Raw genomic sequence first — 19,277 nt, forward strand, 5'->3', positions numbered from 1 at the left:
CCTCCCTGGTCGTCACACGCCTGCTCGGACGTTGATCCGGCCGGGGGTGCCGGGAACGACCTGGCCGATCACCGCTGCCGCGACGCCGCGCCCCCGCAGACGCTCCACGAGATCGCTCGACGGGCTCGGCACCGACATCAGCAGGCCACCAGAGGTCTGCGCGTCATGCAGGAGGATCGCCACCTCTTCGTCGACCGCGACGCTGATCTGGACCCAGTCCTGAAGGAAGTCCATGTTGGCGCGGGTGCCGCCGGGCACGTAGCCCTTGGCGGCGAGTTCGCGCGCGTCCGGGAGGAGCGGTACGCGGTCCGCGTCCAGGTCCGCCGCGACACCACTGGCCTTGAGCATCCTGCGGAGATGGCCGAGGAGGCCGAATCCGGTCACGTCGGTCGCCGCGCGCACTCCCATCGAGACGGCCACCTCGCTGGCCGCCTCGTTCAACGCGACCATGGACGCGACCGCCTCTTCGACGGTCATCCGGTCCGCGGCACCCTGTTTGAGCGCGGTGACCACCACACCTGTCCCCAGCGGCTTCGTCAGAACCAACTCGTCACCCACCCTCGCTCGGTCGATGGTGAGCAGCCGCGACGGTGCGGCCAGGCCGAGAACGGCCATGCCGTACTTGGGCACGGGATCGCTGATGGTGTGCCCGCCGACGACCGCGCAGCCACCGGAGGCGGCCGTCGCCGCGGCGCCCTTCATCACGCTGGCCAGCATGCTCAACGGGAGCTCGTCACCCGGCCATGCCGCCAGGTTGAGTGCGACGAGAGGACGGCCTCCCATGGCGTAGACGTCGGACAGCGCGTTCGCCGCCGCGATGCGGCCCCAGTCATAGGCGTCATCGACGATCGGGGTGAAGAAATCGGTGGTGAGGATGAGGGCCTGGCCCGAGTCGAGCTGGATGACCGCCGCGTCGTCGCCTTCCGCCAGACCCACGATCATTTCGGGGCCGGGGACGTCGGGGAGCGCGCCGAAACCGTTCATGAGCTGTTCGAGAGATGACTGAGGGAGCTTGCAGGCGCAACCCGCGCCCGGCGACAGAGTGGTGAGACGGACGGCAGGCGGGGTGGTTTCGCTCATGACAGCCCTTTCCGGATGAGCGTCGAAAGGCTGGACGGTTGGCGGCCGCCGCGGCCAGCGCGTGATCGCGTGCCGGGCGGCCGCCGTCCGATGGGGCCTCTAGTGGCCGGTCGCGCACATCCGGTAGCCGTCGTTGATGATCATTTGTGCCATTCCGACATAGGCCGCCGGGTCGTCGGGGACGATCGCGGCCAGCCCGTCGCAGTAGCGGTTGAACATGCAGAAGGCCGCCGCGATGAGCACCGTGTCGTGGATCTCGGTGTCGGTCGCGCCGGCCTGGCGAGCGGCGTCCACCATCGAATCGGTCACCTCGTGACCGCCTCGCGTGGTGGCGCCGGCGATGGTGATGAGGGCCTTGAGCTTGGCCGAGATCGGCGCGCTGTCGAGGTCGTCGATCACCTTGTCGACCAGCGCCCGGCCCCCGTTGATCTGGGCCGCGCTGACCTCGGAGTGAGTGGAACTGCAGAACTTGCAGTGGTTCAGCACCGAGACGTAGGCGGCGATGAGCTCGCGGTCGCCCCGGCTCAGCGAGTGCGGGTTACGAAGGAGCACCTCGGCGAGTTCACCCAGGGGACGACCGGTCTCGGGGCGGTACTGGAACAGACCCGGCGTGCCAGGAGCGAGCTCAGGGGACATGGCGATGTGCGGCATGATCTCTCCTCTGGAGATGGGTGCACGGCACCCACGGAGCCGCCGCGGCAGGCCGTCACAGGGGCGATTTCTCACGGCCCGCGGACGCGGGGCGACGTTCTACCAACTCCTCAAAGTAGACAACTTTAGAGATATATAGTCAAGCATTGCCATCGAGGCTCGATGCTCGTTCAATGAAGAGCAGGAAGGGACATCGATGGAGGAGTATCGGCTACCGAATCAGATAGCCCGCTGGGGTTCAGTGCGTGGACGAGGCCATCGGCGCCGCCGTGGCGGGCATCAGGCCGAGGAGCACGCTGGACCGGATGACGGCGTCGGTCTCCCCCACCAGCGACAGCCTGCCCGAGGCCAGCGCCTCGAAGGGACTCAGGCGCTTGGCGCCGATCTCGACGAACGTCTTCGCGTCCGTGCGGGCGATCACGGCGGCCTGGCCCGGGTACGGACCCTCCACGGCTCGCGGCACCCGCCCCTCCACAGCGATGTGGAAGACCACGTCATCGACGTGGAACTGGTACGCCTCGTCGATGTCGGACGCCAGTGCGGGGTCGATCATGGCCTGCACGGCGAGAAAGCCCCAGTGCGGCCGTACTTCGAGACCGTCGTCGGGCGCGCCCAGGAACGCCATGCCCCACCGGGCCAGCATGAGGACGGGCTCCCTGAGCTGCCGCCCGAGGTCGGTGAGCTCGTAGCCCTGCTCGCGCGACTCGGGCTTGGTGATCACGCCCAGCTCGACCAGGTTCTTGAGGCGTTCGGCGAGCAGGTTGGTGCCGATCCCGGGAAGCTCGGCGAGGAACTCCCCATAGCGGCGAGGCCCCAGGAGCAGCTCTCGGATGATGAGGAGGGTCCACCGCTCGCCCACGACGTCAAGGGCCGAAGCAAGGCCGCAGTACTGGCCGTAGTTTCGCCGAATGTGACCCATAGTGATCTCCCTGCCGCATGCCGTACTTTAATTATACATAGAACATTGCAAGAGCGCTCAACATCTCAGGAGCGGAAATGGCCACAGACGGCACGAGCGTCCGGATCCCGGTGATGAACGAGAGCGAGGCGGTCGGTGCGACGGCGGAGCTCTACGAGGAGATGCGAGCCCACTTCGGGTTCGGGCTGGTGCCGGACGTGTTCAAGCTGGTCAGCACCCGCCCCGAGTTCCTGAAGGTCTTCTGGGACGGGTACCGGTCGATCTTCTCGGATGGACTCCTCGATCGTGACATCAAGGAGCTGATCGCGGCATTCGTCGCTCGCGAGGTGTCCTGCGGCTACTGCGTCGACGCCCACGTGCTCTTCCTGCACCTGGTGAGCGCTGATCCACGCCTCGAGGAGAGCCTGCGGGTCAGCGAGATCGACGACATGCCGCTACCCGAATCAACGCGGGTGCTCCTCCGTCTCGCTCGAGCGATCACCCATCAGGCCTACCGGATCACCGACGATGACTTCGAGCAGGCCAGACGGCTCGGGTGGAGTGACGCTCAGCTGTTGGAGGCCGTGTGGACCGCATGCCAGTTCAACTGGGTCGCGCGTATGGTCAACGCGGCCGGGCTCTCGTCGCTCGGGCAGCTGGCCGAAGGAGACGCCAGCGGCAGGACGTGAATCGCTAGACGATACTAAAGGCGAGCGCCGAGTCGCCTGCTACCTCCACCGTCACTCTGTGACCGGAGCGTAGCCGTCCGTTCAGCAGCTCCGTCGACAGTACGTCGTCCAGCTCCCTCTGCACGATCCAGCGGAGGGGGCGGGCGCCCAAGGCTGGGTCGTGGCACATCGCCAGGAGCAGTCGTCTCGCCTCGGCCGACACCTCGAGTCTCGCGCCCGTGCTGTCGAGCAGCCGCTGCGCGACTCCGGTTATGGCCAGATCCAGGATGGCCATCAGTTCGGCTGCGCCGAGAGGAGAGAAGACCACCGTGTCGTCGACGCGGTTGAGGAGTTCCGGCCGGAGATGCCGCCGCAGTTCGGCGTGAACGGCCTGGGCCGTCGAACCGCGCCCAGACTCGTCATCAGGTCGGAAGCCGGAGACGCCGTAGGCCTCTCTGGTGCCGAGATTGGTGGTCATGATGACCACCGCACTCGTGAAGGTCACCGTCCGGCCATCTCCCGAGGTGAGTCTTCCCTCTTCTAGGACCTGCAGCAGAACGTCGACGACGGCCGGATGAGCCTTCTCGATCTCGTCGAAGAGAACCACGCTGAAGGGCTTGTCCCGCACGTGGCGGGTCAGCCGGCCGCCTTCGTCGTAGCCCGCGTACCCGGGGGGCGCGCCGAAGAGCTTGGAGACGGCGTGGCTCTCGCCGTACTCGCTCATGTCGATCTGGATGAGGGCGTCGTCGTGGCCGAATAGGAAGGCCGCCAGCGCCTTGGCGAGCTCCGACTTTCCCACGCCTGACGGCCCGGCGAACAGGAACGAGCCGACCGGGCGATCCGGGTCGGACACGCCCGCCCGCGCTCGCCGTATCGCGGCGCCCACCGCCGCGATGGCGTGATCCTGCCCGACGACCCGCTTACTCAGTGCGGCTTCGAGCCCTCGCAGGCGGGTCAACTCCTCCGCGGTGAGCCGTTCGAGTGGGAGGCCCGTCCTGGCGGCGACGACCTCGACCACAAGCTCCTCTGTCACCCGCTGAGGCGGCGACGCGGGTGATCCTGCCAATGCGCGGATGCGCGCCAATGCGCCGGCCTCGTCGATCGCATCAATGGCCTTGTCCGGAAGAGAGCGGCCCGTGACGTGCCGGTCCGTCAGCCGGGCGGCTGCCACCAACGACTCGTCAGTGAAAGCCACTCCATGGTGCGACTCGTAACGTTCGCGCAGCTCTTTGAGGATCCTGATGGTGCCCGCCACGGTCGGAGGCTCGACCGGCAGCGGCTGGAATCTCCGCTCCAAGGTCGCATCCCGTGCGATGGAGGCGCGGTACTCCTCAGGAGTGGTGGCGCCGATCATGCGCAACTCGCCGCGTGCCAGCATCGGCTTGACCATGGCGGACGCGTCGAGGCCACCGGTCCTGTCGCCGGCTCCGACGAGCGAGTGAACCTCGTCGAGGAAGAGCAGAACGCCGCCATCGTCGCTCGCCTCGCGCAGGACGGTTCTCAGGCGTTCCTCGAACACCCCACGACGACTGGCACCTGCGATCATGGAGCCCAGGTCCAGCGCGTACAGCCGCTTGTCCCGCAGTTCCTCGGGCACCTGTCCGTTCACCATGCGGCAGGCCAGCGCCTCGACCAGCGCGGTCTTGCCCACCCCCGGCTCACCCAGCAGAACAGGGTTGTTCTTGGCCCGCCGCAGGAGGATCTGCACGAGCCTGTCGAGTTCCGCGTCCCGGTCGACGACTGGATCGAGCTCTCCCGCTCGCGCGGCGTCGGTGAGACTTCGTCCGAACCGTCCGAGCAGGACATCGGCCGACCGGACCGGGCCGGTGGCCACCCTGATCAGCTGCGGCACCTGGTCGAGCTTCTCCAGGACCCGCTCGCGGAGCCGGGCGGGATCCGCGCCCAGGCTCCTCAGGACGAGCAGTCCAGCGTCCTCGTCGTCGCCGAGCATGCCCAGCAGGATGTGCTCGGTGTCGATGTCGTCCTGCCCCAGGCGGGTGGCCTCGCCCGACGAACGCATGAGAAGAGCGACGGCCTGCTCACTCAGAGGTAGGCGTCCGGCGGAAAAGACCTGGCCTCGGCCGACGATCTTCTCCACCTGCTCGTGGACCGCGTCGAGGTCGATCTCGAGCTCCGTGAGCAGCGCTCCGGCGATCCCTCCGGCCTGGACCAGGCCGAGCAGGATGTGTTCGGTCCCGATGCTGTTGTGATTGCACATCCTGGCTTCCTCTTCGGCCAGGACGAGTACCTTGCGCGCGCGAGCGCCGAGCCGGTCCACCATCTCCGCTCCTCGCTCGGACCCCGGCGAGGTGTAGGCCGGGGTCCGGATCCTCCGCGGCCTCTCTGGCGAGATCGAGGCCCGCTTGCCACATGTCTTCGACGAACGCGCGAAGCTTGGCGAGCGTCACCGGGCTGGCTCGGTACAGCCGCCGGGTGCCCTGTCTGCGCTCGGTGATGAGCCCGGCTTCTCTCAGGACCTTCAGGTGCTGCGACACCGCCGGCCGGGTGACCGCGAAGTGCTCGGCGATCTGCCCGGCCGGCAACTCGGTGGACGCGATGAGGTGGAGGATCGCTCGCCGCGTGGGCTCCGCGATCGCCCGAAGGACGACATCGAGTTCTTCAGCCGTCGCTTCTTCCCGCATCTCACCGGGGTGCATGTCGGAGGCTTCTCAGCGCTGCCACAACCCGACCTGGAGGCCATCCGGGTCCTTGAAGGTGGCCATGACACCGATGCCGGGGATGTCGTACGGGGCCGTGACCCGCTCGCCGCCCTGCGCTTCGATCTGCTTGAGCGTCGCCTCGGCGTCGTCGACGACGATGTACATGACCAGCGCGGCGCTGCCGCTGTCGTCCGCCTGTCCGATGCCACCGGGGATGCCTTCCCCGGAACCGGTGTCGACCATGCCGTAGTTCATCTGCGGATCGACGTCGATCTTCCAGCCGAAGATGTCGGAGTAGAAGGCGCGAGACGTGGCGGCGTTCTTGGAGGTGAGGTCGAACCAGGCAATCGGCTTACCCATGGATCTTTCCTTTCGTGATGGTGCGTTGAGTTGCGGTCAAGCGGGTCGGAGCAGTGGGCCCTCCCGGCGATCGGGTCCGGGCGCCCGGGACCTTCCCCTGTCCCGGACACGCGGACAGCGGCTGGAACAGTGGTCAGGGAGCGGCCGGACCGGGCTGCATGTCGGGCGCCACAGGCGCGCCGGACGGCTGGTCGGACGGGCGACGGATGATCAGCGCGGCGAGCACGCCGGCAAAGGTGATCACGCTGAGCACGATGGTGGCCGGGGTGAAGCCGGCGACGAACCGCTCGTCGGTCCCGTAACCGCCCTGCGCGGTGAAGATCGCGGCAACGGCCGCCACGCCGAAGACCGCTCCGACCTGTCGGATGGTGTTGCTGACGCCGGCGGCCATACCGACTTCCATGGGGCTGACCGACCGCATGACGGCCGACGCGACGGTCGGGAAGGCGATGGCGACACCGATACCGGCCAGCAGCAGCGGGATGATCATCGGGCCGTAGCCCATCCCGGCGGAGGCCATCAGGGCGATCGCCAGGAATCCGATCCCGTGGAGAAGTAGGCCGACGATCACCAGTGGACGCTCCCCCATGGTGTCGGCCATCTTGCCCGCGATGGGCGAGATGAACAGTGCGAGGCCCACCCAGGGCAGCAGCCTGATGCCCACTCCCAGGGGGTCGTTGCCCTCGGCGAGTTGGAGGTACTGGGCGAAGACGAAGCCGTTGCCGTAGAGAGCCGCCGCGAGCACGAAGCTGGTCAGGCATCCACCGGTGAAGCTGAGGTTGCGGAACATGTCGACGGGCATCATCGGGCTCTTCGCCCGGGTCTCCCAGACGACGAACAGCACCAGCGCGAGCGCGCCGCCGATGAACCCGGCCAGCACGGTCGGCGAGGTCCAGCCGGCTTCGCCGCCGCGGATGAGCGACTGAGCGATACCGAAGACGCCGACGGTGGACAGCAGCAAGCCCAGCAGGTCGATGCCGCGCACGGCCCCGCGCGTCTCCGCGATCTTCATCGTGCTGAGCGCGATGAGCACAATGCCTACGGGCACATTCAGCCAGAAGATCCACTGCCAGGCGAAGCCCTGGATGATGAGGCCACCGACCAGCGGGCCCGCCGCCACGGCGACGCCCGAGATGGCTCCCCATACGCCGAAGGCCGCTCCGCGCTCCTGGGGTGGCGTCGCATCGGTGATGACGGCCAGGGCCAGCGCGATGGCGATGCCACCACCCACGCCCTGGAAGCCACGGGCGGCGATCAGGGTCTCGATCGAGGTGCTCATGGCGCAGAAGGCGGAGCTGAGGGTGAAGAGTGCGATGCCGAGCACGAACAGCTTCCTGCGGCCGAAACGGTCGCCGAGGGCGGCGCCGGTGAGGATGAAGGCGGCGAATCCCAGCTCATAGGCGTTCACGGTCCAGCCCAGACCCGCCACTCCGGCTCCGAGCTGCTCGTGAAGAGTGGGAAGCGCGGTCGTCACGACGAGCACGTCGAGCCCGACCATGAAGGAGGCGAACGACGCGAGGACAAGGGTCCATCGCTGCCGTGCCCGTGAGAACCCCGGTGCGGAACTGTCGTCGACAGTCATGGTTACTCCCAACCAGACAGATTGGCAGGACGGGCAGCGCCCCCGTTCCGCTGCATGCTTTTAAACGTTAGCGATGGCTTCCGAAAGCGTCAACTATCATTTGCTCCCCGGCTCATGACCCTGGAGCGCCAGGCTCGGAGTCTCAATGACATCACTGGCTTACCTGTTGACTATATATTTCTAAAGTACTCCACTGGAGTCATGAGGAACAGCCTTCAACCCTTCTGGCGGGTCCGAATCTTGATCGCCCTCGTGGCGGTTCTGGTCATGGTGACGGCCGGCGGCACCGCCGCCAGTCCCCCTGACGAGCCGGTGGCGAGCGGCAACCTGCGGCACGTGGCCAACCTGCCGAAACAGCCGCCCTTCGAGGGCATGTTCACGCCGTCGACCGACCTTGCCTTCTCCGGCACGTACGCCGTCGCGGGCAACTTCGCCGGGTTCACCGTCTACGACATCGGCAACCCGCGCGCTCCCAAGGTGGTCACCCAGGTGGTATGCCCTGGCGCTCAGAACGACGTGTCGATCGCGGGCTCCCTGCTCTTCCTGTCGACCGATGACCCGCGAAGCGACGACTCCTGCCAGAGCGCGACAGCACCGCCCACCGCTCCGTCCGCGTGGGAAGGCATCAAGATCTTCGACATCAGCGACGTCGCGCATCCGCGCCTTGTCCGCTCCGTCGAGACGGCGTGCGGGTCGCATACCCACACGCTGGTCCCCGGCAAGGGCCGGGACCGTGGGGCCGTCTTCGTCTACGTGTCCTCGTACCTGCCTGGGCCGGAATCGCCGGGATGCCGATCGCCACACGACAAGATCTCGATCATCCGGGTTCCGCTCAGCGCTCCCGACCAGGCCGCCGTGGTCGCCCAGCCTGTGCTCTTCCCTGACGGCGGCAACCCAGGAGGAGGGACCACGTGGTTTCCCACGTCAGGCTGCCATGACCTCACGGCCCTCCCCAGCAGGAACCTGATGGCCGGCGCCTGCATGGGCGACGGCATCCTGATGGACATCTCCAATCCCGTCCGCCCTCGGGTCATCACCACCGTTCGCGACACCGAGAGCTTCGCCTTCTGGCACTCCGCGGTCTTCAGCAACAGCGGTGACAAGGTCGTCTTCAGCGACGAGCTGGGCGGCGGCTTCGCGCCGACGTGCATGCCGAACGTCGGTTCGACCAGGGGCGCCAACGCGATCTACACGATCAGCGGGTACGGCGATCGCCGTACCCTCGTGAAGCAGGGGTACTACAAGATCCCGCGGCACCAGACACCGACCGAGAACTGCGTGGCGCACTACGGATCCGTGCTTCCGGTGCCCGGTCGGGACATCATGGTGCAGGCCTGGTACCAGGGCGGCGTGTCGGTCTGGGACTTCACCGACGCACGGCGGCCGCACGAGATCGCCTTCTTCGACCGCGGGCCGCTGTCGCCCGACCGGCTCCTCCTTGGTGGGGCGTGGTCCGCGTACTACTACAACGGGTTCATCTACGTCACGGACACGCAGAAGGGCCTGGACGTGATCGACATTCGCGACCCGCGTACGCTCGGCGCCAAGCTCGTCCGCTACAGAGAATTCAACCCGCAGACGCAGCCGTGGCATCCGGGACGCTGAGCCGACATGATCTCAGCGGAATGCCGCGATCACCTTGGCCCAGAGCTCCAACGGGCCGGGATCGGTCAGGTCCGCGAACCGGACCATCATCTCGCTCACCCCGGCGTCGGCCAGATCGCGGCAGCGACCGATGTGGTCGGCGACCGTGCCTGCGTTCACGGACTCCGCGAAGCGCGCGGCGCCCTGTCTCCGCGGCCGGAGCCGGTCGACCAGGTCTGCGACATGCTGAGCATCTGCGCCGGCAAGGACCGTGGAAAGGTGGGTGAGCCGCACGTCGCGACCGGCTCGCCGGCAGTGCTCTCCGAGGATGCGCGCCTTGCGGCGGACGGTCTCCAGGTCGCCCATGACGTTGGCGGCCGCGCCGTACATCGCGGCCAGCCGGAGCGTTCGCTTCTCCCCTCCGCCACCGACGATGATCGGTATCGATTTCTGAAGGGGACGCGGGTAGCACATCGCCTCAGGGACGTCGAGCACCTTGCCCTTGAACGGCTTGGCGCCCGGTCCCCACAGGACCGGAAGCAGTCGCAGGGCGTCTTCGAGCAAGGCATAGCGCTCGGGCACGGAAGGGAAATCCCATCCGTACGCTCGGTGTTCGTCGCGGAACCAGGCGAGCCCCAGCCCGCACACCGCACGACCCTGGCTGAGGACGTCGAGCGTGGCCACCGTCTTCCCGAGGTGAGCCACGTTCCGATAGGTGATCCCGCTGACGAGCGTGCCGAGCCGAACGCGCTCCGTGTAACCGGCGAGGTAGGCGAGAGTGGTGTAGCTCTCGGGGAAGTCCTCCCAAGGCCGGCCGAGCTGCGGGATCTGCCGGAAGTGATCCATCGTGTAGATGGCGTCGAATCCGGCGCTCTCCGCCGCCTCCGCGATCTGCCTGAGTGCGGGCGCCATCGCCGCGGCGCCGCCGGTGAAGTCGAACCGGCCGAGGTGCAGCCCGAAGCGCAAGGAGACAGGTCGCACGGACTGCCGCTCGGCGGCGGCCTGGGCGGTCAGGAACTCGGGTGCCACTACCCTGACCGGCTCCGGGGTCAGAACCTGATCGAAGCCTTCATCGGCCAGGACGTCGCGAGTCCGCGCCCACGCGCGGAACTGGCCGGCCAGGACCTCGGCGGGGATGCGCTTGGACCGGCTTCGGTTCCGGGCTCGGCACTCGGCGACAGGCGTGTCGAACGCTACGGCGACGCAGGGCATGTCCTGCGCACGAGCGAGCTCGCGCCAGTGGCGACGTCGCTCTGCGTCAAGCCCGAGCGTGTCGATCACGGTGGTGAGCCGTCGGGCGATGCGGCGGCTCACCACCGTCTCCAGCAGCGCCAGCGCGTCAGAACTGGCGGCGATGTCGTCCTCCCCCTCTCCGACCATGGAGCGGAGCCGATCGCTGGAGACGATCTCACCCGCCGGGAAGTGCGTCGCGGCCCAGGTCGACTTCCCGCAGGCCCCGGGGCCGACGAGAACGATCACGCAGGGGGAGGGCAGTCGGATGGACACGAGGATGTGTTACCCCGTCATGCTCCAGCGAACGGCCGGGGATCAGCGGGCGGACACAGGAGTGCCCGCGCAGGTGCACGACATCGCAGCCCGTTCCTCGGCACGCGGGCGGTAATGAAGGATCATCGCGACGACCATGGGGATGAAGACCAGGCCGTTGTAGAACAGGTGGAGTTCCACCCGGGGCACCAGGAGCTGAATCAAACTCGTCGGCACCGGCCTGCCGAAGATGTTGGTGCCTGTCATCGCCTGCAGCAGGAGCAGAAGATGCTCGAAGTGGTGCCATACCTGGATCGCCAGCGACACGTTCCACCAGGTGCGAGCCCTGCCGACGAAGGCGGGGCGGAGGAGGATGAGCCCGATGAGCATGAGGAGGGCGTAGCCGTAGTGCATCCATTCGGATGACACCAGCCAGGGGAAGGGGATGCCGAGCACGCCTCTGGCGTGGTGGACCGGCCAGCCCAGGGCATAGATCTGGACCGCCTGCGAGACGTGCTCGGCCCAGTGGGCCAGCACGATCACGAAGTAGATGCCTAACGCCGCCCGGTGGTAGCGATGGTTGACCGCCAGCGCGTTCATGGTGATCGCCATCAGGAGTACCAGGTGATGATCGGGTACCAGATGACTCCGGTACGAGCCAAGAGCCTGACATCCCAGTAGAGGAACGTGAAGACGCCTGCCACGAGTAACGCGGAGGCGGTGACCAGTGCGGCGCGTCCCGGCTTGGCGGCCATCCAGCGTTGCACTCTGCCACCGGCTACGACCGCCAGGAGGAGGAAGAGAACCGCGAGGATGACGATGTTCCCGAGTGACTGCATCACGAACGACACCGCGCCGTAGAGCGGGTTGTGGCTGTTGGCGACGTCTCGGAACAGGTGCCGGTAGAGACCGAACGGCCTGCCGATGAGGAATGCCCCGATCAGCACCCCCATGAGGACGGACCTCGCGTGCGGGTGGCGTCGCGAGATGTTCTCCATGGGATCCTTCACGAGTCCCATCGCCGCCAGACCCAGATAGCACAGGACGAGCCCGATCACTCCGAAGACCACCATCGACTGGATGAGGCGCGGGGACAGGCCCGAGGTGACCGTGGCGGTCGAGTACTGCGGCATGGAGGTGCCGAACAGGGCGGCGATCACGCCGTAGCCGGCCGAGACCGCGGCCATCCCCGCCACGAGCCAGGCCAGCGGCGGCAGCGCCTGCAGAATCCGGCCCTTCACCGACTGCTTCTGGCCCAGGAGCGGAGCGACGGCCCCCAGCGCCGCGATGTTGCAGGCGGTGAAGGTGCCACCAAGGCCACTGGCGAAGGCGAAGACGACACCCGACATGATGCCCGCGATGGGGGCATCGCTCTCGTGGCCGGTGATCGCGCTGGTGACCCCGTCGCCGATCACCCGGTCGACGAAGGGCGCTGACCAGAGGACGGTCAGCACGAACCCTCCCAGAATGCTGAGACCGATCACCAACCCACGCCGTGCTGGAACAGCCGGTGCGGTGGTTGGGCCGGTTTCCGTGCTTGTCACTATCCCTGCTCCTTTCCGAAGTCGTAGCGGTCTGCCGGGACGATGGCCGCTCGTCCGGCACTGGTACGGTCGACCTGATCGAGGCGGAGGAGACGGAATCCGACCGCGTCTCCCAGCCCTTCTTCGCTCCCCAAGCTGCGCAGCAGCTCGGCCAGCCCTTCGATCCATTTGCTGGTGCGCAAGGAACCGGCGTCCGCCACGTCGAGTCCGAGCCGGCGAAGGATGTACGTCACGCACTGCTTCGCGGCGAGATCGTCACCGGCGATGGGCACCGTCGGCGCCTGCCCGCCGTGCGCGATCATCCGCAGCCTGCGAGCGGAGACGCAGTTCAGTGCTTTGACGATGGGACTTTTCGGAAAGTGCTCGGCGAGCATCTCTCCCGCCGAGTCGTGCGCCGAGCCGATGAGGTCGGCCGGCGCGGGGTTGGAGACGTCCACCACGACCTTGCCGACGAGGTGGTCGTGGATCCGTGGAGCGATCTCGCGCCGGCTCACCTCCAGGCTGGTCGCCAGGATCACCAGCTGTCCTTCGAGGGCGACCGTCTCCAGTGGGGCCGCGGTCGCACCGGGAATGGTCGAGGCGAGGCGTTCTGCTGTTCTTCTCCTTCCTCCCGCCAGAAGGACGGGGAATCCGCCGTGGCCCAGAAGCTCGGCCACCGCCGTTCCCATGGCGCCGCACCCCACCACCCCCATCGGGGCCATGGGCACATCCCTGCCGGGGGTCAACGTTGTTCCGCGGGTGGGGCGTAGGCCTCGAGCGCCTGGAACAGCTCGTGCGGCACGTCCACCGAGACCAGCTCTCCGTCGACGCGCTTCATGCAGGCGACGGTCTGCGCTCCGCGGGCGACGAGTTGTCCAGGGCCCGAGTTGAGCCGGAAGTAGTCGAATGCCATGGCGATGCGGTTGAACTCGATGCTTCGTAGCGACATGCGCACCGAAACCTGATCGAAGGCCACGAGTTCCGCGAAGTACTCGCAGGAGCACGACACGGTGACGAGCGCCAGGTCGACGGCCAGCCGTTGCACGACGCCTGGAGCGTGCGCGGCGAGAAATCGCTCCCGGCAGGCGCCTTGCCACATGAGGTAGTTGGCGAAGTAGACGTTGCCCACAAGATTGGTGTCAGCGAAGGTCACCAGGTGCTCGTACGCGAAATGCCGTTTCATGATCCTCCTTTCACCATGACCGAGACGGCGATCGGTCGCGTGGTGCCGTCGACGCGGATGACGGCTGAAGCGATCTGGGTGGTTCCACTGCGCAGCAGCACCCACCCCTGCTCGAAGACTCCCTGGACGGTCAGCGGTGCCTGGGCGATCGCCTGACCGCGCTTGGAAAGGCATTCGCGTACGGTCCACAGCCGGGCGAGGGTGTGGCTTTCCGGCTCAGCGGTCAGCGTCGCGATCTGCTCGCGCTGTCCAGACATGGCCGGGGTCTGTGGCACTCCTGCTCCCTTGAGGTCGACCCACTCCCAATCGCATGCCAGCGCCGCGGGGCCGCCGACCTCCAGCACCCATACGTCAAGGTGACTCCGTCCTGCGGCCTGATCGGGACGTCCCTTCCGGGATCCGGTTCGGCCTCCGGTTTTCGGCGCCACGTGCACGTGAACGGGGCTGGCCGGAAGGAGCGCTTCGATGCTCCTTTGCAGGTAGGCGCCGAGCAGTACCGGGGGCCACGAACCAGGCTCCAGCGGTCCGATGTCGCGCAGCCGTAACCCCTGCCAACTCATGACGGCGGCGCCCCGCGAGTCGCGAACGGATACGTCGTAGACGTGCTCGACGCCCTGGCGAGCTCGCTCGACAGCGGACAGCACGAGCTCATCCGGGGCAGCCGTCCCGGTGCTGGCGGTGAACGCGTCGCAGCCGATCGGCAACAGCCGCCGGTTGGGCACGCAGGCCTGCAACGCGTGGATGGTCGCATCGTTGAGGGTCGGATCACCGAGGACGAGACGACCGCCGAGACTCCATCGGCGCCCTCCGTCCAGGACGGCGACGCAGGCAGTGGCTTCCAGGTGCTCGTACCTGCGCAGGCGCTGGAAGAGCCGGCCGTGGAAGAAGGTCGGCCCGTACAGGTCCTGTCCGTCGTGGGCCGGAAGAGGTAGCCGCTGTCCCTCCACGACGTCGACGACCGGAGGAGAAGGTTCGAGGTCGACGCGGGCGGAGAAGTGGTCCACGGCGTAGCCGCTCTCGTCGCTGCGCACAACGACCTCGATCTCACCCGACTCGCTGACGAGAGCGCAGATCCGGACGGTGCGGCTGCCGTCATCCGGGATGATCACCGGCCGATCGAAACGGCAGTCGACCAGCCCGCTGATCGCTCGGCCCGAGACCATCGCAGCGGCTTCCGCCATCGCCTCCATGGCGCAGACCGCTGGAAGGATCGCGAGACCGTCGATCGTGTGGTCGACCAGGTACGTATGGCGCTCCAGGTCGAGGTCGGCTTCCGCGATTAGCTCCACGCCGGGAACCAGGGTCCGGATCCGCTGGACGTACGTCCCCGCACTGGTGTCGGCTTCCACCTGGAGGTGCGGCAGGCGTCCACTGGCGACCACGGTCGAATCCTGAACGGAGGACGACAGGAGTTGCCGTAGCAGGTCCACGCCCTTGTCGACGGGAACGGGGACCACGCCCGACCGCAGCAGACTGTCGAGCACGTCCAGGCGCTCCCCCATGCCGGCCCCCGACCACGCGGTCCAGTCGATGTTGCGGACCTGGCAGTCCGGCAGGTCTCGCGCCAGGACCCGGGCGAGCTCGCGCAGGCGGCCATTGGCCAGGGCGTAGTGCGCCTCCCCCGGAAGCCCGAAGCGGCCGATGACGGACCCGTAGGTGACCAGCAGTCTCAGCTGCTCGGTGTCGAGCGCGGCCAGGATCTCCCGCAGGCCGTGATGTTTGGGGGCGGCGTGGCCGAGGTAGTCGCTCGGGCCCAGGTCCAGGAAGCGCCGGGGTACGTTGATGCCGCTGCTGTGGATCAGCGCGGTGACAGGGCCATGGGCGGCGATGACGGCGTCGATGGCCTGCCGTGCGGATGCTGGATCTGTGACGTCGGCGCTCACGTAGGTGTGCCGCACGCCCGCCGCGGTGAGGGCGTCAAGGTTGGCTCGCAGGTCGTCGTCCTCCTCGGGCTTGCTGCGACCCAGCAGGGCCAGTCGACCAGCCGTCAGCCGCCCCAGCGCCAGGGCGGTCTGGAAACCGATCCCCTTGCCGCCACCGCTGATCAGTACCAGGTCATGTGGCCCCAGCGGCAGCTCTCCCTCCAGGGGAGGCGCTAGGGGCGCGTAGACCCGGGTGTGAGCCGTCCCATCGTCGTCGACGACGAGCTCGGGATGCCGGTCCATGGGGAGGTGAAGAATCCGGTTGACGGCTTCGGCGGCCTTGGCCGAGCTCGCGCCGATCCACCGAGCCACCTGGCCGGCGTGCTCCTGGCGAATGGTCGCCACGAACCCGGTCGCGGTATCTCCGTGATCGACGACAACGAGGGGACGTCCCTCTGCCACGGCTGTCCTGGCAGCATCGACCAGAGTGATGATGTCCTCGTCCGAGGGGTCCTCCGGCAGGAAGACGAGCTCGGCATCAGGTTGCCGATCGTCCGTGTCCAGCCGCGGCGCGAGCTCCGCTCGCAGCGGGCCGCTCCCCCATACCCGCCAGGTGACGCCGACCCGTTCATCGGACAGGTCGGCGGGCTTCCTGCTGGGCAGCAGGAGGCGGTGCCAGGGCCCCACTCCTGCGATGTTCGGACCGTCGCCGTCGTCCTCACCGGCCGGGGGCAGCGCGGCCACGTACTCAGCGAGCTCTGCCAGTGACACGTCGGCCAGGACGAGCGGTTCGATGGGTACGGTACGCCCGCACGCGGTCGCCGCCTGCGCGGTGAGCTGGACGACGCGCAAGGAGTTCAGGTGAAGATCGCTGAGCAGCCGGTCGTCATCGCTGATCGCGTCAGGCGGCAGTTCCAGCGCGAGTGCGACCAGGTCCCGCACCACCTCAGCCGGATCCAGGTTGGGGTCGGCCGATATCTCGGTCGCCACCGTGGAAGGGGAGACGACGGCAGGCAAGGGCGTTGATGAGGGGGCTTGCTCGCACGGGCTCTCAAGGAATCGCGGGTCGCGCCGGAGGTCGAAGTCACGATGAAAGCGGGTGGAGAACAGAGGACGGAGATCGCCGGCCACGCCCAACGCGTGAAGAGCCGCGGCGATCTGGCTCAGCGCCGCGCTCGACGGCGACCCCACATCGAGCGAGAGAGCCGGCACGCCCGAAAGCTCGCCCGCGAGCGGAGCCAGAGTGTGGCCGGGCCCGATCTCCACGAGGAGGTCGCTCGCCTCAGCCAGAGCGGCCACTGCCTGGCGGAACAGCACCGGAGCGGTGAGCTGTGCGGTGAGCAGGCCAGGCAGGTCTGCCTTCTCATCCAGGCGCTCACCCGTGATCGTGGAGTAGACGGGGCGGACCGGAGGTTCGAACGCGACCCGCTGCAGGTACTGCTCGAGTATCGGCTCAGCCGAACGGAACGCCGGCGAGTGGAATCCGTGACTCACTTTGAGACGTCTCGCTCGGATGTCGCGCTCCTCGCAGCGACGCATGACCCGGTCGATATCCACTGTCGGCCCGGCGACCACGTGGGCGTGACCGTGGTCGGCGGCGATCACCAGCTCGGTGCCGTCGATCAGTCGGAGCGTCAGGTCCTGGTCGGCGGCGACAGAGAGCATGCCGGTGTGCGGCGCGCCATGCTGCCCCATGAGGCGTCCCCGCGCCGCGGCGAGCTCCATGGCCTGCTGGACGCCAAGGGCTCCCGCCCAGTGCAGGGCGGTGATCTCGCCCAGGCTGTGTCCCACCACCCCACCTGCCACGACGCCAAGCCATTGGAGCCAGCGCAGCCCGGCGAGCGAGGCCTTGACGATCGCGGGTTGCACCACCGCCGTGTCAACGGGCTCGGTGACCGGGGTACCACCTGCGAAGAGATCGTCGAGGCCGGGCAGGACAACGCCGAGAGCACCCGGCCCAGCGGGGACAGGTGCTCCTTGGCCGGTGAAGACAAGACCGAGGCTGCCCGCCGCACCGATCCCGATGGCGATGCCCGGAGCTGTGAGGAACGCGCCGTCCTCCCGGTCGGCCAGGAGCCGCGCGGCCTGCGTCGCTCTGCGGGCGAGCTGGGTGGGGCTCGAGGCGACGATGCCGGCCCGGAACGCACGTATCCCGCCGGCGCTCGATTCCGCCAGGGAGGCGGCGAGGTCCACCTGCTCCGCGAAGGAGATGCGGGCAGCGACCTCCTGCGCCTGCTCAAGCAGGGCCAACAGCTCCTCGCGGGTATCAGCCGCGAAGGCGAACACCTCGGCGTCCAGCGGGCCGCTCGCCAGACGCCTCTCTTTGGCGGTGAACCTCGGACGCCTGCGAGGAGCGGCGCCTTCGAGCACCACATGCGTGTTGATGCCGCCGAACCCCATGGCGCTCACCCCGGCTCGCAGCGGCATGCCGCCCGGCCAGGTCTCGGCCGTGTGGACCACCCGTAGCGGAACGCCTCCTCCGTGAAGCGACTCGTGCGGCTTCGCGCAGCCGGTGGTGGGCGGGATGACCTGCCGGTGCAGAGCCATGGTGGCCTTGAGGAGCCCGGCGACTCCCGCGGCCGCCTTGGTGTGACCGATGTTCGCCTTGATCGAGCCGAGCGCGGCAGGCCCGGCCGTGCGTCTGCCGCCCTGCGCCTCGATCAGAGTGGCGATCTCCACAGGGTCACCCACGGCGGTGCCCGTGCCATGTCCCTCGAACAACGCCACGGACTCAGGGCCGAACCCGGTGTGTTCGTAGGCTCGCCGGACGGCCAGGAGCTGGCCGTTCTTCTCCGGCCTGGTGATGCCGCCGCGCCCGTCGGAGGACACGCCCCAGCCGCTGATCAGCGTCAGCGGTGTGCGCCCGGCCGCGAGAGCGTCCTGGCCGCGCATCAGGACCACCATGCCGCAGCCTTCACCAGGCCAGAAACCTGTCGGGTTCGCGTCATAGATCCGCATGTCGGTGGTCGCCAGGGCACCGGTTCGCGCGAAACCCACGAGCTCGAACGGGTCGAGGCTGAGATCTACGCCTCCGGCGATCGCGACGTCGACCTCGCCGGCGCGAAGGGCTTTGGCCGCAGTGATGACGGCGAGCAGCGACGAGGAGCAGGCGCCGTCGACGGTGTATCCGCCCCCGTGGAAGTCGAAGTGGTTGCAGATCCGTCCGGCGATGGTGTTCGACAGGCCGCCGGCGAGGGTCTCGTCGTTGGGCTCGGGGAAGGGGCTCTTGAAAGCCCGCTCGAAGCCTGCGACGAAACGAGCCTGCTGGTCCAGGTCCCAGCCCTCGTCGGACAGGGCCTGCTGCAGCACTCGCCGCACGTACGGCCAGCGCAGCCGCAGGCCGCCTGCCCGGCTGAACTCCCCGTTCATGGTGTTGCCGATGACCACGCCCACGCGGTCGCGCTCGAGTCCTCTCCCTTCGGGGTAGCCGGCGGCCGTGAGCGCGTCGGCGGCCACCTCCAGGGCCAGCCAGTGTGTCGTGTCGGTGACCCGGTACACCGAGCCAGGCACCCGGAACCTGGCCCGGTCGAATGACCATCCCTCCAGCACCGCGGCGAACTTCGCGTACGTGCCGTCCGCCTCGCCCGCGACCTCGCTGGAGTAGTCGTCGAGGTTGAGCCGGACCTTGGGAATCGGCCGGAACGCTCGTCTGCCCGACATCACCAGCTCCCACAGCTGGTCGACGTCGTCAGCGTCCGGATACCGGCACGATGCTCCGACGATGGCGATGGGGTCGTCCAT

The 19,277-nt window shown here is 68.0% G+C and carries 14 protein-coding genes and 1 pseudogene; 2 read left to right on the forward strand and 13 right to left on the reverse strand.

Going from position 1 to position 19,277, the window contains the following annotated elements:
• Positions 1-12: 12 nt before the first annotated feature.
• From selD to ACFXJ8_RS15580, 3 genes are all read right to left on the reverse strand, one after another.
• Entirely contained in the window at positions 13-1,080 is a 1,068-nt protein-coding gene (gene selD / locus ACFXJ8_RS15570; protein ID WP_379644555.1) for a selenide, water dikinase SelD, read from the reverse strand.
• Between the two features lie 99 nt (positions 1,081-1,179).
• On the reverse strand, positions 1,180-1,731 hold the full coding sequence (locus ACFXJ8_RS15575; protein ID WP_379644556.1) for a carboxymuconolactone decarboxylase family protein: 552 nt from the start codon (positions 1,729-1,731) through the stop codon (positions 1,180-1,182).
• 238 nt (positions 1,732-1,969) lie between these two features.
• Positions 1,970-2,650 carry a winged helix-turn-helix transcriptional regulator gene (locus tag ACFXJ8_RS15580; RefSeq protein WP_379644557.1) on the reverse strand — a complete coding sequence of 227 codons (681 nt, stop codon included), beginning with the start codon at positions 2,648-2,650 and terminating at the stop codon, positions 1,970-1,972.
• A 77-nt stretch (positions 2,651-2,727) separates the two neighbouring features.
• On the opposite strand from ACFXJ8_RS15580, the gene ACFXJ8_RS15585 reads away from it, so the two are divergent.
• Entirely contained in the window at positions 2,728-3,318 is a 591-nt protein-coding gene (locus tag ACFXJ8_RS15585) for a carboxymuconolactone decarboxylase family protein (protein WP_379644558.1), read from the forward strand.
• 4 nt (positions 3,319-3,322) lie between these two features.
• On the opposite strand, the gene ACFXJ8_RS15590 is transcribed toward ACFXJ8_RS15585, so the two are convergent.
• The 4 genes and pseudogenes from ACFXJ8_RS15590 to ACFXJ8_RS15605 all read right to left on the reverse strand — a co-directional run bounded on the left by ACFXJ8_RS15590 (position 3,323) and on the right by ACFXJ8_RS15605 (position 7,899).
• Positions 3,323-5,578: an ATP-dependent Clp protease ATP-binding subunit gene (locus tag ACFXJ8_RS15590; protein ID WP_379644559.1), complete on the reverse strand. Its 2,256-nt coding sequence runs from the start codon at positions 5,576-5,578 to the stop codon at positions 3,323-3,325.
• A gap of 121 nt (positions 5,579-5,699) precedes the next feature.
• Positions 5,700-5,954 (reverse strand): annotated as a pseudogene (locus ACFXJ8_RS15595) (ArsR/SmtB family transcription factor); the annotation flags it as partial.
• 12 nt (positions 5,955-5,966) lie between these two features.
• Complete coding sequence (locus ACFXJ8_RS15600; RefSeq protein ID WP_379644560.1) at positions 5,967-6,317, reverse strand: VOC family protein; 351 nt, start codon at positions 6,315-6,317, stop codon at positions 5,967-5,969.
• Positions 6,318-6,450: 133 nt separating this feature from the next.
• Positions 6,451-7,899, reverse strand: a complete 1,449-nt coding sequence (locus ACFXJ8_RS15605; protein WP_379644561.1) for a DHA2 family efflux MFS transporter permease subunit — start codon at positions 7,897-7,899, stop codon at positions 6,451-6,453.
• Between the two features lie 252 nt (positions 7,900-8,151).
• On the opposite strand from ACFXJ8_RS15605, the gene ACFXJ8_RS15610 reads away from it, so the two are divergent.
• A complete protein-coding gene (locus ACFXJ8_RS15610; protein ID WP_379644562.1) occupies positions 8,152-9,504 on the forward strand; it encodes an LVIVD repeat-containing protein in 1,353 nt (450 codons plus the stop codon).
• 12 nt (positions 9,505-9,516) lie between these two features.
• On the opposite strand, the gene ACFXJ8_RS15615 is transcribed toward ACFXJ8_RS15610, so the two are convergent.
• The 6 genes from ACFXJ8_RS15615 to ACFXJ8_RS15640 form a co-directional block, all read right to left on the reverse strand.
• On the reverse strand, positions 9,517-10,989 hold the full coding sequence (locus tag ACFXJ8_RS15615; protein ID WP_379644563.1) for an LLM class flavin-dependent oxidoreductase: 1,473 nt from the start codon (positions 10,987-10,989) through the stop codon (positions 9,517-9,519).
• A gap of 42 nt (positions 10,990-11,031) precedes the next feature.
• Entirely contained in the window at positions 11,032-11,580 is a 549-nt protein-coding gene (locus ACFXJ8_RS15620; protein ID WP_379644564.1) for a hypothetical protein, read from the reverse strand.
• Positions 11,580-12,422: a hypothetical protein gene (locus ACFXJ8_RS15625; protein WP_379644565.1), complete on the reverse strand. Its 843-nt coding sequence runs from the start codon at positions 12,420-12,422 to the stop codon at positions 11,580-11,582. Before ACFXJ8_RS15625 ends, ACFXJ8_RS15620 begins: the two co-directional genes overlap by 1 nt.
• An 89-nt stretch (positions 12,423-12,511) precedes the next feature.
• Complete coding sequence (locus ACFXJ8_RS15630; RefSeq protein ID WP_379644566.1) at positions 12,512-13,213, reverse strand: NADPH-dependent F420 reductase; 702 nt, start codon at positions 13,211-13,213, stop codon at positions 12,512-12,514.
• A 20-nt stretch (positions 13,214-13,233) separates the two neighbouring features.
• Positions 13,234-13,674 (reverse strand): acyl-CoA thioesterase, encoded by a 441-nt coding sequence (locus tag ACFXJ8_RS15635; protein WP_379644567.1) that lies wholly within the window; start codon positions 13,672-13,674, stop codon positions 13,234-13,236.
• A complete protein-coding gene (locus ACFXJ8_RS15640) occupies positions 13,671-19,277 on the reverse strand; it encodes an SDR family NAD(P)-dependent oxidoreductase (RefSeq protein WP_379644568.1) in 5,607 nt (1,868 codons plus the stop codon). The genes ACFXJ8_RS15635 and ACFXJ8_RS15640 overlap by 4 nt, the downstream gene beginning before the upstream one ends.

The organism is Nonomuraea sp. NPDC059194 (genome assembly GCF_042754765.1).
Classification (GTDB): Bacteria; Actinomycetota; Actinomycetes; order Streptosporangiales; family Streptosporangiaceae; genus Nonomuraea.

Coding starts and splice junctions, on each gene's coding strand:
- ACFXJ8_RS15620 (WP_379644564.1), bottom strand. CDS start 11,580: ATGGCGATCACCATGAACGCGCTGGCGGTCAACCATCGCTACCACCGG.
- selD (WP_379644555.1), bottom strand. CDS start 1,080: ATGAGCGAAACCACCCCGCCTGCCGTCCGTCTCACCACTCTGTCGCCG.
- ACFXJ8_RS15590 (WP_379644559.1), bottom strand. CDS start 5,578: ATGGTGGACCGGCTCGGCGCTCGCGCGCGCAAGGTACTCGTCCTGGCC.
- ACFXJ8_RS15600 (WP_379644560.1), bottom strand. CDS start 6,317: ATGGGTAAGCCGATTGCCTGGTTCGACCTCACCTCCAAGAACGCCGCC.
- ACFXJ8_RS15635 (WP_379644567.1), bottom strand. CDS start 13,674: ATGAAACGGCATTTCGCGTACGAGCACCTGGTGACCTTCGCTGACACC.
- ACFXJ8_RS15575 (WP_379644556.1), bottom strand. CDS start 1,731: ATGCCGCACATCGCCATGTCCCCTGAGCTCGCTCCTGGCACGCCGGGT.
- ACFXJ8_RS15640 (WP_379644568.1), bottom strand. CDS start 19,277: ATGGACGACCCCATCGCCATCGTCGGAGCATCGTGCCGGTATCCGGAC.
- ACFXJ8_RS15630 (WP_379644566.1), bottom strand. CDS start 13,213: ATGGCCCCGATGGGGGTGGTGGGGTGCGGCGCCATGGGAACGGCGGTG.
- ACFXJ8_RS15580 (WP_379644557.1), bottom strand. CDS start 2,650: ATGGGTCACATTCGGCGAAACTACGGCCAGTACTGCGGCCTTGCTTCG.
- ACFXJ8_RS15605 (WP_379644561.1), bottom strand. CDS start 7,899: ATGACTGTCGACGACAGTTCCGCACCGGGGTTCTCACGGGCACGGCAG.
- ACFXJ8_RS15585 (WP_379644558.1), top strand. CDS start 2,728: ATGGCCACAGACGGCACGAGCGTCCGGATCCCGGTGATGAACGAGAGC.